This is a genomic window from Burkholderia sp. MR1-5-21 (assembly GCF_053427715.1).
Window position 1 is genome coordinate 55409 of record NZ_JBSAXD010000012.1, and the last position, 12989, is coordinate 68397.

8 protein-coding genes are annotated in these 12989 nt (G+C 67.8%); 4 read left to right on the forward strand and 4 right to left on the reverse strand.

What is annotated here, in order from left to right:
• Positions 1-356: 356 nt before the first annotated feature.
• The gene (locus ACV229_RS17860; protein ID WP_448084437.1) at positions 357-689 is read left to right on the forward strand and encodes a hypothetical protein; all 333 of its coding nucleotides are present in this window, start codon (positions 357-359) and stop codon (positions 687-689) included.
• Between the two features lie 231 nt (positions 690-920).
• Here ACV229_RS17860 and mmsB read toward each other — a convergent pair whose 3' ends face one another.
• The 3 genes from mmsB to ACV229_RS17875 all read right to left on the reverse strand — a co-directional run bounded on the left by mmsB (position 921) and on the right by ACV229_RS17875 (position 4976).
• A complete protein-coding gene (gene mmsB, locus ACV229_RS17865) occupies positions 921-1817 on the reverse strand; it encodes a 3-hydroxyisobutyrate dehydrogenase (protein WP_448084438.1) in 897 nt (298 codons plus the stop codon).
• A gap of 212 nt (positions 1818-2029) precedes the next feature.
• Positions 2030-3556 (reverse strand): CoA-acylating methylmalonate-semialdehyde dehydrogenase, encoded by a 1527-nt coding sequence (locus ACV229_RS17870; protein WP_448084439.1) that lies wholly within the window; start codon positions 3554-3556, stop codon positions 2030-2032.
• 100 nt (positions 3557-3656) lie between these two features.
• Positions 3657-4976 (reverse strand): MFS transporter, encoded by a 1320-nt coding sequence (locus ACV229_RS17875; protein ID WP_448084440.1) that lies wholly within the window; start codon positions 4974-4976, stop codon positions 3657-3659.
• 162 nt (positions 4977-5138) lie between these two features.
• Here ACV229_RS17875 and ACV229_RS17880 point away from each other — a divergent pair, with 162 nt between their 5' ends.
• From ACV229_RS17880 to ACV229_RS17890, 3 genes are all read left to right on the forward strand, one after another.
• Complete coding sequence (locus tag ACV229_RS17880) at positions 5139-6098, forward strand: LysR family transcriptional regulator (protein ID WP_448084441.1); 960 nt, start codon at positions 5139-5141, stop codon at positions 6096-6098.
• Positions 6099-6434: 336 nt separating this feature from the next.
• Complete coding sequence (acnB, locus tag ACV229_RS17885; protein WP_448084442.1) at positions 6435-9020, forward strand: bifunctional aconitate hydratase 2/2-methylisocitrate dehydratase; 2586 nt, start codon at positions 6435-6437, stop codon at positions 9018-9020.
• A gap of 422 nt (positions 9021-9442) precedes the next feature.
• Positions 9443-11713 (forward strand): putative bifunctional diguanylate cyclase/phosphodiesterase, encoded by a 2271-nt coding sequence (locus ACV229_RS17890; RefSeq protein WP_448084582.1) that lies wholly within the window; start codon positions 9443-9445, stop codon positions 11711-11713.
• A gap of 109 nt (positions 11714-11822) precedes the next feature.
• On the opposite strand, the gene ACV229_RS17895 is transcribed toward ACV229_RS17890, so the two are convergent.
• The gene (locus tag ACV229_RS17895) at positions 11823-12950 is read right to left on the reverse strand and encodes a diguanylate cyclase (protein WP_448084443.1); all 1128 of its coding nucleotides are present in this window, start codon (positions 12948-12950) and stop codon (positions 11823-11825) included.
• Positions 12951-12989: the final 39 nt, after the last annotated feature.

A 12989-nucleotide genomic window follows, 5' to 3' on the forward strand; every position in this document is an offset into this window, starting at 1 on the left:
CGGAGGCGGCGGGCGAGTTTGCCCGGCGCAGCATCCGCGCGCGGCGCGCAGTCGTCGTGCCGCGGAGCAGGCTCGGGACGCGGAACGGCTGCGACGCGTCAGTCCCGAGCCCGCCGCATGTCATCGCTCGACGCTTGTCCGCGTCAATCAGTCGCATTGACGCGCTATTACCGAATCTTCGGTCGCGAGCCCCGGTAATTTCGTCACGAACCGCGATTTCCACAGCGCCCGAAACCCCATCATTTAACCATTGGAAACAGTTTGTTCACTGAAAAGGGCATGATCTCCGGCTAATTGGCGGGCATACTGGCGGCCATGTTGTCGACTGCCGTCTGCGCGACGGCGCACTACCCCCGATGCCGAACCCACTCTCTTTCAAGTCCGTGCGATGGCTGCCCGTCGTGGGCGCCGCATGGCTGCTCGCTGCGTGCTCGACCGCGTCCGACGTCAGCGCGACGTCCAACCCGAACGTCTTCACCGTGTCGACGCGCACGGTCGGCGTGGCGACCACCTGGGCGGATGCCCATACGAAGGCGTTCAACGAAGCGACCGACTTTTGCTCGCAGCGCGGGATGCGCGCGAGCATGAAGCAGGAATCGCTGAGCAACGGCCGCGGCGTGAACGCGCGCTCCGAACTCGCGTTCGAGTGCCATCCGACCTTCGAGACCGCGTCGAACCCGCGCGGTTGAGCGCATTGCGACTCCGGTTCGCGCCGGCCTGAAGGCCACGCAACGCAACCGCTGCGCACGATCATCACCCGCATGCTGATCGGTCAGTCATCACCGCACATCGGGTGAGGGATTGGTGCGTCCGCGCATCGCGTATCGCGACGCCGGACGCTGGCGGGCCGGCGGTGTGATCGAAAGCGGCCGGCGCTGCCGGGTGCCGCACCGCCGGCCTTTCCCGCCGTCGATCCGCCGTCAGGCGGCCGGCGCCTGCGCCTCGTACAGCTTCACGCACGCGGAGAAGTCGAGCCCGCCCAACCCCTGCTGGCTCATCGACTGATAGAGCTGCTGCGCGAGCGCGCCCATCCACACCGGCTGCCGTGCCTGCCGCGCGGCTTCGGTCGCGAGCCCGAGGTCCTTCAGCATCAGGTTCGCGGCGAAACCGCCCGTGTAGCCGCGCGCGGCGGGCGCAGCGGGCAGCGCGCCCGGATACGGGTTGCAGGTGTCCGAGCTCCAGCAGCGGCCGGTCGACGTGTTGATGATGCCGGCCAGCACCGCGGGTTCGATGCCGAGCGCCGCGCCGAGCGCCATCGCCTCCGACACGCCCATCATCGAGATGCCGAGCAGCAGGTTGTTGCAGATCTTCGCGATCTGGCCGGTGCCGGTTGCGCCGCAATGCACGACGTTCTTCCCCATGTCGAGCAGCAGCGGGCGGATGCGCTCGAACAGCGTGGCGTCCGCACCGACCATGAACGTCAGCGTGCCGGCCTGTGCGCCCGCGGTGCCGCCCGACACGGGCGCATCGGCGAGCGGGTGGTCCTGCCGCGCGGCCGCGTCGGCGACGGCGCGCACCGTGCCGGGATCGATCGTGCTGCAGTCGATCAGTGTCGCGCCGGCGCGCGCACCTGCAAGCACGCCGTCGTCGCCGAGATAGACGCGCTGCACGTGCGGCGCGGCCGGCAGCATCGTGATCACGACCGACGCGCGGGCGGCCGCGTCGCGCGGCGAGCCTGCGGCCGTCGCGCCTGCGCGTACCGCCGCGTCGACGGCGTTCGCGTCGACGTCGAACACCGTCAGCGCGTGGCCGGCCTTGAGCAGGTTGGCGGCCATGGGCCCGCCCATGTTGCCGAGCCCGATGAATGCGATTTCCATGTCTTTTGCTCTCCTGTCGACCGGACTTGGCGCTTCAGCGCTTAGTCCGGTCCCATGCTTCGCGGTCGACCGAACCTGGCGCTTCAGCGCTTGGTCCGGCCCCATGCTTCGCGGTCGACCGGACTTGGCGCTTCAGCGCTTGGCCCGGTCCCATGCTTCGCGGTCGACCGAACCTGGCGCTTCAGTGCTTGGTCCGGTCCCATGCATGCCTGTCAGCGCAGCGCGATCGTCGTGTTCACGCCGCCTGCGGTCGCGTCGTCGTCGAACCAGCGCGCGGTGACCGTCTTCGTCTGCGTGTAGAACTGCACGACCTGCTTGCCGTACGGGCCAAGGTCGCCGAGCTTCGAGCCGCGCGAACCGGTGAAGCTGAAGTAGGGCACCGGCACCGGGATCGGGATGTTGATGCCGACCTGGCCGACGTCGATCTCGCTCTGGAACTTGCGCGCGGCCGCGCCGCTTTGCGTGAACAGGCCGACACCGTTGCCCATCGGGTTGCGGTTGACGAGCGCGATCGCGTCGTCGAGCGTGTCGGCTTCCAGCACGACGACCACCGGCCCGAAAATCTCTTCCTTATAGATCGACATGTCGGTCGTCACGCCCGAGAAGAGCGTCGGGCCGACGAAGTTGCCGTGCTCGTAGCCGGGCACCTTCACGTCGCGGCCGTCGAGCAGCAGCGTCGCGCCGGCCTTCACGCCTTCGTCGATCAGCCCCGCGATGCGCGCATGCGCGGCCTTCGAGACGACCGGGCCGACGTCGGTGCCGGGCTCGTGCCCCGCGTTGACCTTCAGCTGCTTCGCCTTCTCGACGAGATCGGGCAGCCAGTCGCGCGCGGCGCCGACGAGCACGACGACCGACGTCGCCATGCAGCGCTGGCCGGCCGCGCCGAACCCGGCGCCGACGAGCGCGTTGATCGTCTGCTCGCGATGTGCATCGGGCATCACGACCGCGTGATTCTTCGCGCCCATCATCGACTGCACGCGCTTGCCGTGCTCGCTGCCGAGGTTGTACACGTGGGTGCCGACGCGCGTCGAGCCGACGAACGAGATCGCCTTCACGAGCGGATGCGTGCAGATCGCGTCGACGACTTCCTTGCCGCCATGCACGACGTTCAGCACCCCCTTCGGCACGCCGGCCTCGATCGCGAGCTCGACGAGCTGCATCGTCGACAACGGGTCCTGTTCCGACGGCTTCAGCACGAACGTGTTGCCGCACACGATCGCCATCGGGAACATCCACAGCGGGATCATCCCGGGGAAGTTGAACGGCGTGATGCCCGCGCACACGCCGATCGGCTGGCGCAGCGTGTACGTATCGACGCCGCCCGCGACGTTCTCCGCGAATTCGCCGAGCTGCAGCGTGCCGATCGAGCACGCATGCTCGACCACTTCGAGGCCGCGGAAGATGTCGCCCTGCGCGTCGGGCAGCGTCTTGCCCTGTTCGGCGGTCAGCGTCTGCGCGATGCGCTCGAGGTTGCGGCGCACGAGATCCTGGAACTTCAGCATGATGCGCATGCGTGCGCCGATCGGCGTGGTCTTCCAGGTCTGGAACGCGCGCTGGGCGGACGCGATCGCGGCGTCGACCTCGTCGACGGTCGCGTACGGCACGCGGCCGATCACTTCCTGCGTCGCGGGGTTGACGACGTTGCCCCATTCGCCGGTCTGCGATTCGACGAACTCGCCGTCGATCAGCAGCTTGGCGGTGGGCAATGCGAGGGTGGTCTGGGGTACGGCGGCGTTCATGAACGATCTCCGAAACGAAAAGGGATGAGGTAAAGGGGCGCCCGCGTCCGGCGCACAGGCAAGCGCCGGACTGCAGGCAACACGGGTGTAGCGGGGTGCGTCAGTGACGTGCGGTGCGCATCAGCCCCGTGCAGATCAGCGCGAACACGCCGAGGCCGACGAGGTACGCGATCACGTAATGCGGCTGGCCGCCGCCGGCCTTCAGCAGCGACGTCGCGATCATCGGCGCGAAGCCGCCGCCGAGCACGCCGGCGAGCTGCACCGACAGCGAGATCCCGCTGTAGCGGATCTCCGCGGGGAACTGCTTCGCAAACAGCAGCGATTCCGGTGCATAGAGGATCGGGAACACGACGCCAAGGCCGAGCACGATCGCCCACCACGCGAGTGTCGTCTGCAGCGTGCCGAGCATCATGAAGAACGGCGCGGCGAACGCGCACATCAGCACGAGGCCGATCGCGAACATCCGGCGCTGGCCGATGCGGTCGCTCAGGTGCCCGCACAGCGGCATCGTCACGAGCGACAGCACGGCGCCGGCCGTGATCGCCTCCAGCATGTCGGCCTTCGGCAGGCGGAGCTGCTGCGTCGCGTACGCCAGCGCGAACGTGACGACCATGTAGAACCACGTGTTCTCGGCGGCGCGCGCGCCGACGATCGTCAGCATTTCGCGCGGATGCCGGCGGATCGCCTCGAGCACCGGCGACTTCACGGCCTTGCCCTGGTGCTTCATCTTCTCGAAGTCCGGCGATTCGGGCACCTTCGCGCGGATGAACGCGCCGAGGCCGACGAGCGCGATGCTCGCGAGGAACGGGATGCGCCAGCCCCACGACAGCATGTCCGCATCGGGCAGCCTGGCGACGGCGGTCATCGCGAGCGACGACAGGATCAGCCCGAGGCCGACGCCCGTCTGCGGCAGGCTGCCGAACAGCCCCTTGCGGCCTTCGGGCGCGTGCTCGACGGCCATCAGCACCGCGCCGCCCCATTCGCCGCCGACCGCCATCCCCTGCAGGAAGCGCATCGCGATCAAGAGCGCGGCCGCGCCGTAACCGATGCTGTCGTACGACGGGATCAGCCCGATGACCATGCTCGGCACGCCCATCAGCAGCAGCGTGATCATCAGCATCGACTTGCGGCCGATCCGGTCGCCGAAGTGACCGAACAGGATGCCGCCCATCGGCCGGCCGATGAAGCCGACCGCGAACGTGCCGAACGCGGCGAGCGTGCCGACGACGGGGTCGAGCGACGGGAAGAAGATGCGGTTGAAGACGAGCGCGGCGGCGGTGCCGTACAGGAAGAAGTCGTACCACTCGATCGTCGTGCCGGTCATGCTGGCCCAGCCGGCCAGCAGGTGGTCCTTCGCGGTGCGGACGGGGGCGGGCGCGGCAAGCTCCGCGTGCTCGTCAAGGGTGGATCGGGTCTGCATGGCGTCTCCATCGTGATTGCCCGCGGCTTCTGGTCCGCAAATCACGGTCGAGTATAGTTATGCGCAGAATCCTGTAGTACCGACATGAAAACCGGTCGGATATGCAAATTTGCATATCGACGGCCGGCCCGCGGACCCCTGCCACCCAAGCCTTTCCTGCCGATGCGACACCATCCCGAGCCGGTTTCCGGCAACCTGAACTGGGACGACCTGCGGTTCTTCCTCGAGGTCGCGCGCACGCAGCGCGCGAGCGGCGCCGCGAAACGCCTCGGCGTCGACTACACGACCGTCGCGCGGCGCATTCGCGCGCTGGAGGAGGCGATGGGCACGCTGCTGTTCGACAAGTCGCGCTCCGGCGGCTTCACGCTGACCGCCGAAGGGCAGCGGCTCGTCGCGTATGCGGACGCGATGGAGACGACCGTGCAGTCGGCGTGCGACCAGGTCGCGAATACCGGGCACGCGCTGTCGGGCCATGTGCGGATCGGGTCAACGGAAGGCTTCGGCTGCTTCTTTCTCGCGCCGCAGCTCGCGCAGTTTCGGGCCGCGCATCCGCATGTCACGGTCGACCTGCTGCCGGTGCCGCACTTCGTCAGCCTGACGAAGCGCGAGGCCGATCTGGCGGTCACGCTCGAGCGGCCCGAGCGCGGGCCTTACGTGTTCACGAAGCTGTGCGATTACCAGTTGCGGCTGTATGCGACGCGCGAGTATCTCGCGGGTCATGCGCCGATTGCGTGCGTGGACGATCTCGCGCGGCACACGTTCATCAGCTACGTCGACGATCTCGCGTTCAGCAGCGAACTGCTGTACCTGGAGCGCGCGGTGCCCGGCGCGACGGCCGGGCTGCGCACGACCAGCGTGATCGCGCAGTATTTCGCGGCGCTGCAGGGCGGGGGGCTCGCGATCCTGCCGTGCTTCATGGCCGCGCGGCAGCCGGCACTCGTGCCGGTGCTGCCGGAGGAGGTCGTCGTCACGCGGTGTTTCTGGCTGACCTGCCGCGAGGACCTGCGCAAGCTGCGGCGCGTGACGGCGCTGTGGGATTACCTGCGCGCGGCGGCCGACGCGAACCGGGCGTTGCTGATGGGGGAGTCGGGCGAGCTGCGGTTTGTAGGCGAGCCCGGCTAGCTGTCGAGATTCACGCGATCCGGAACCGTGTTCGTCGAGCCGGGAATCCGGCTCATCGCGTTGATTGCGTTCGAATCGTTCCGCGTGTCATTCAGCAGATCGTCTCCGCGCCTGCCGACGATCGCCGGAATTGCCTGAATGCCTTGTGCGACAAGGCTTTCAGGCAGGCCGTCAGGCCATGGTTTCCAGTCCTTTGCTCTTCAACTCTTATATAAGATATAAGATATTTGACGATGCAGCGCGTTGCGATTAAAATCGCGGTCAAAGCAGTACCGGGCACAGCCTCGGAGTGCCTCGCAAGCCTTCCCCTGAAACGCAAAACCAGCAGGTTCCCCCATGCTTGAAAACTTTCGTGCTCATGCCGCCGCACGCGCCGCGCTCGGCATTCCTCCCCTGCCGCTGACGGCTCAGCAGACCGCCGAGCTGGTGGAACTGCTGACGAACCCGCCGGCCGGCGAAGAGCAGACCCTGCTCGACCTGATCACCTACCGCGTGCCCGCCGGCGTCGACGAAGCCGCTCGCGTGAAGGCCGGCTTCCTGGCCGCCGTGGCCAAGGGCGAGACTGCTTGCGCGCTGATCTCGCGCGCCCGCGCCACCGAACTGCTCGGCACGATGCTGGGCGGCTACAACATCCAGCCGCTGATCGAACTGTTGTCCGACGCTGAAGTGGGCGCCGTGGCCGCCGACGCGCTGAAGAAAACCCTGCTGATGTTCGACCAGTTCCACGACGTCAAGGAACTTGCCGACAAGGGCAACGCGCACGCGAAGGCCGTGCTGCAGAGCTGGGCCGACGCCGAATGGTTCACGAGCCGTCCGGAAGTGCCGCAAAGCCTGACCATCACCGTCTTCAAGGTGACGGGCGAAACCAACACCGACGACCTGTCGCCGGCCCCGGACGCCACCACCCGCCCGGACATCCCGATGCACGCGCTGGCGATGCTGAAGAACGCCCGTCCCGGCATCACCCCGGAAGAGGACGGCAAGCGCGGCCCGGTCAAGTTCATCGAGTCGCTGAAGGAAAAGGGCCACCTGGTCGCGTACGTGGGCGACGTGGTCGGCACCGGCTCCTCGCGCAAGTCGGCCACCAACTCGGTGCTGTGGTTCACGGGCGAAGACATCCCGTTCGTCCCGAACAAGCGCTTCGGCGGCGTGTGCCTGGGCGGCAAGATCGCCCCGATCTTCTACAACACGATGGAAGACGCAGGCGCGCTGCCGATCGAACTCGACGTGTCGCAGATGGAAATGGGCGACGTGGTCGAACTGCGCCCGTACGAAGGCAAGGCCCTGAAGAACGGCGAAGTGATCGCCGAGTTCCAGGTGAAGTCCGACGTGCTGTTCGATGAAGTGCGCGCCGGTGGCCGCATTCCGCTGATCATCGGCCGCGGCCTGACCGCGAAGGCGCGTGAAGCGCTGGGCCTCGCCCCGTCGACGCTGTTCCGCCTGCCGCACCAGCCGGCCAACAGCGGCAAGGGCTTCTCGCTCGCGCAGAAGATGGTCGGCCGCGCATGCGGTCTGCCGGAAGGCCAGGGCGTCCGCCCTGGCACGTACTGCGAACCGAAGATGACCTCGGTCGGCTCGCAGGACACCACCGGCCCGATGACCCGCGACGAACTGAAGGACCTCGCGTGCCTGGGCTTCTCGGCCGACCTCGTCATGCAGTCGTTCTGCCACACCGCTGCTTATCCGAAGCCGGTGGACGTGAAGACGCACCAGACCCTGCCGAACTTCATCAGCACCCGTGGCGGCATCGCGCTGCGCCCGGGCGACGGCGTGATCCACTCGTGGCTGAACCGCATGCTGCTGCCCGACACCGTGGGCACCGGCGGCGACTCGCACACGCGCTTCCCGATCGGCATCAGCTTCCCGGCCGGTTCGGGCCTGGTCGCCTTTGCGGCCGCCACCGGCACGATGCCGCTGGACATGCCGGAATCGGTGCTGGTCCGCTTCAAGGGCAAGATGCAGCCGGGCGTGACGCTGCGTGACCTGGTCAACGCGATTCCGCTGTACGCGATCAAGCAGGGCATGCTGACGGTTGCCAAGCAAGGCAAGAAGAACATCTTCTCGGGCCGCATTCTCGAAATCGAAGGCCTGCCCGACCTGAAGGTCGAGCAAGCATTCGAACTGTCGGATGCGTCCGCCGAGCGCTCGGCCGCCGGTTGCACGGTCCACCTGAACAAGGAGCCGATCATCGAATACCTCAACAGCAACATCACGCTGCTGAAGTGGATGATCGCCCAGGGCTACCAGGACCCGCGCAGCCTGCAGCGCCGCATCGCGGCGATGGAGCAGTGGCTGGCCGACCCGCAACTGCTGTCGCCGGATGCCGACGCCGACTACGCCGCCGTCATCGAGATCGACCTGGCCGACATCCACGAGCCGATCGTGGCCTGCCCGAACGATCCGGACGACGTGAAGACGCTGTCGGACGTCGCCGGCGCGAAGATCGACGAGGTGTTCATCGGCTCGTGCATGACCAACATCGGCCACTTCCGCGCGGCGTCGAAGCTGCTGGAAGGCAAGCGCGACATCCCGGTCAAGCTGTGGGTCGCCCCGCCGACCAAGATGGACCAGAAGCAGCTGACCGAGGAAGGCCACTACGGCGTCTTCGGCACGGCCGGTGCGCGTACCGAAATGCCGGGCTGCTCGCTGTGCATGGGCAACCAGGCACAGGTGCGCGAAGGCGCGACGGTGATGTCGACGTCGACCCGCAACTTCCCGAACCGCCTGGGCAAGAACACGAACGTGTACCTCGGCTCGGCGGAACTGGCGGCGATCTGCTCGCGCCTGGGCAAGATCCCGACCAAGGACGAGTACATGGCCGACATCGGCGTGATCAACGCCAACGGCGACAAGATCTACAAGTACATGAACTTCGACCAGATCGAAGACTTCAAGGCAGTGGCCGACACCGTGACGATGTAAGCGTGCTGTCGGGCTGCGGCGAGTCGTTCTCGTCGTAGCGCCACGGAATGGCGCCGCAGGCTGAATGCCCGCGGCGCCATTTTTTTTGGTCCGGCGCCGAAGGGGGCGCCTGCGGATGTCACAAGGCAACAAAATGCTTACGTCGGCGCTGCTTCGCAGTGCACAGCGATTGCGCAATCCGGCGTTGTGGGCGCGGCACGCGACGGAGCGCTTAAAACACGTACGTCCCGTGCAATTCCCTATGCAATTCGATACGCTGGGTGTCACGGATTGGTGTTAAATGTACTGCGGCACGACGCCGGGACGGCGTCTGTCCGGCTGCGCCGTTCGTCGGCGTAAACCCGGACGCAAGAGTCGGCACGAAGTCAAGACTACGAATCGCGCACGCCAGACGCGATCGAACCACGACGGTGGGTTTCATCTTGGATACCGAACCGCAAAGTCCGCGCTACAGCCTCGGTCTCGCGGCCGAAGTGCTTGCATCCGAGCAGAGCGTGCTGCGGCTGATCACGCGCAACACACCCTTGCCCGAACTGCTGGCCGAGGTCTGCCGGCGCGCGGAAGCGCTGCTCGGCGCAGGCGCGTCGTGCACGATCATGCTGCTCGATGAGGACGGCATGCATATCCGCATCGGCGCCGCGCCGTCGCTGCCGGCCCACTACGGCGCGGCGATCGACGGCGCCGCGATCGGCCCGATGGCGGGTTCGTGCGGCACGGCGATGCACGAGCGCCGCATGGTCGCGGTCGAGGACATCGCGACCGATCCGTTGTGGCGCGACTACAAGGCGCTCGCGCTGCCGCTCGGCCTGCGCGCGTGCTGGTCGGTGCCGTTCCAGGACGAGACGGGCGCCGTGCTCGGCGCGTTCGCGGTCTATCATCGCGCGCCGCGCCGGCCGAGCGACGAGGAAACCTCGCTGCTGCGCGACATCAGCAACAGCGTCGGGCTCGCCGTGCACCAGGACCGGATCGCGCGGCAACTCGCGCGCAGCGAGGAACATCACCGGCTTGTCGTCAACAGCCTGAACGAGGGCATCTTCGTGCTGTCGCATGACGGCATCGTCGTCGCGAGCAACCCGAGTGCGCAGCGGATGTTGCGCGTGAAGGGCAGCCTCGTCGGCCGCCGCCTGTCGACGGTGATCCTGCACGCGATGCAGGACGACGGCACGCCGATTCCGCCGGACGAGTGGCCGAGCCGGCGCGCGCTCGTGACCGGCATGCCGCTGCTCGACTATACGGTGGGCCTCGGCCTCGCGGACGGCGATGTGGTCTGGGTGCGCGGCAACGCGGTGCCGATCGTCAAGCCGGGCGAATCACAGGCCAACTCGCAGGCCGACTCGGTGCTGGTCTCGTTCAACGACGTCGGCCCCGTGCGCGAAGCGCAGCAGCAGTTGCGCTATCTCGCGACGCGCGATGCGTTGACGGGCCTCTACAATCGCCGCTGGCTCGCCGACCGGATGCGCGAGCTGTTCGAAGCGCGCGACAGCGCGGCTGGCGCGGCCGGCGCCGCGCACATCGCGATCTTGTTCGTCGATCTCGACGGCTTCAAGAAGGTCAACGACACGGCCGGCCACGACGCGGGCGACGCGCTGTTGCGCAGCGTCGCGTCGCGGCTCGCGGGCTGCGTCGGCGAGCGCCATGCGCTCACGCGCGTCGGCGGCGACGAGTTCGTGATCCTCGTCGACGACTGCAATGAACCGGATAGCCTCGCCGCGATCGCGCGGCAGGTGATCGACGCGATCGCGCGGCCGTTCGAGGTCGCGAACAACGAGTATTACCTCGGCGTGTCGATCGGCATCAGCCTTGCGCCGCGCGATGGCGACGACGCGGCGACGCTGATGCGCAACGCCGATTCGGCGATGTACGACGCAAAGCTGCGCGGCCGCAACCACTTCACGTTCTTCACCGCGCAGCTCAACTTGCGGCTGCAGCGCCGCTTCGCGATCGAGCAGTCGCTGCGGCGCGCGCTCGCGTCGAACGCGCTGCGGCTCGCGTACCAGCCCGTCGTCGACGGCCGCAGCGGCCGCACCGTTGGCGCGGAGGCGCTGCTGCGCTGGACGAGCCCGGATCTCGGGCCGCTGTCGCCGGCGGAGTTCATCCCGGTCGCGGAAGACACGGGGCAAATCGTCGCGATCGGCCAGTGGGTGCTCGAAACGGCATGCCGGCAGGCGGCCGAATGGCGCCGCACGATCGCGCCGGACCTGATGATGGCCGTCAACCTGTCGCCGCGGCAGTTCCACGAAGGGCTCGTCGAATCGGTCGACCGCTGTCTCGCGCAGGCAGGCCTCGACCCGTCCGCGCTCGAGCTCGAGATCACGGAAGGGCTGCTGATGAACGACACCGCGACCGTGCTGCCGATGCTCGAAGCGCTCACCGACATGAACGTGCGGATCTCGGTCGACGATTTCGGCACCGGCTATTCGTCGCTGTCGTACCTGAAGCGTTTCCCGCTGCACAACCTGAAGGTCGACCGCTCGTTCGTGTCGGGCGTGCCGGAACACCGGGATGCGGTTGCGATCACGCAGGCGGTGGTCGCGATGGCGCATTCGCTCGGGATGAAGGTCACGGCCGAGGGCGTCGAGACCGAGGCGCAGTCGTCGTTCCTGCGGCAGATCGGCTGCGACAAGCAGCAGGGCTACCTGTTCAGCCGGCCGCTCGAACCGGACGACTACGCACGCCGGCTCGGCGTGATGTGACGGTGCCGTTGCCCGCCGGCTGCACGCGGGGGAGGCTGCCGTGCAAGGCGCCGACGCGGCCCGCGCGGCCGCGCGGCCGTGACGATCGGCCCGGCTGCGCCGCCGGGTATCAGGCAGGCTGCCCGTCGTCGTTTCTGCCGCTCTCCGGCTGGATCGCCATGCCGATCACCACGCGGTTCTTCCCTTCATGCTTCGCGCGATACAGCGCGCGGTCCGCGGCCTCGATCAGCGACGTCATCGGCGCGCCGGCCGCCGGCACGACGCCCGCGCCGCCGATGCTGATCGTCACGTAGTGGCCGGTCGACGAATGCACGTGCTCGAGCCGCAGCGCCTCGATCGCGATGCGAATCTTTTCCGCGAGCAGGCGCACGCCGCCCGGCGACGTGCCCGGCAGCACCACTGCGAATTCCTCGCCGCCGAAGCGTGCGGCGAGATCGCCCGGGCGGCCGAGGCAACTTTCGACGGTCGCGGCGATCCGCTTGAGCACGTCGTCGCCCGACACATGGCCGTACGTGTCGTTGTACAGCTTGAAGTTGTCGACGTCGATCATCAGCAGCGACAGCTCGGTGCGATCGCGCGCGCTGCGCCGCCATTCGGCGTTCAGGTACTCGTCGAGATAGCGCCGGTTCGACAGCCCGGTGAGGCCGTCGGAATGCGTGAGGCGGCGCAGCTCGAGATTCGCTTCGAGCAGTTGCTGCTGCGATTGCCGCAGCGCACGGTAGGCTTCGTCGCGTTGCAGCAGGTTCACGTACGAGCGCGAGTGGTAGCGGATTCGCGCGACGAGCTCGATGCGGTCCGGCAGCTTCACGAGGTAGTCGTTCGCGCCGGCCGCGAACGCGGCGCTCTTGATCACCGGCTCTTCCTTCGTCGACAGCACGATGATCGGCACGTCGCGGGTCGCCGGATTCGCGCGGTACGCCTTCACGAGGCTCAGCCCGTCGGTGCCGGGCATCACGAGGTCCTGCAGGATCACGGTCGGCCGCGTCTCGACCGCGGTGGCCAGCGCGTCGTCCGAGCGCGTGCAATAGTGGAAGTCGATGCGGTCCTCGTCGGCGAGCGCGCGCCGCACGGCCTCGGCGACGATCGTCTGGTCGTCGACCAGCAGCACCATCGCCGGCACGTCGGTCGCCGGCGGCGTCTGCAGGGCCGCGCGCGCGGCTTCGAGCGCCGCGTCCGCGCCGTCCGCGTCGGACGCGCCGTCATCCTGGCCCGGGCGTCGCGTGGAGTCACTAGTCATGTCGATACCTGTTGTTGCCATTGCTGTGTTGCAAGTCGA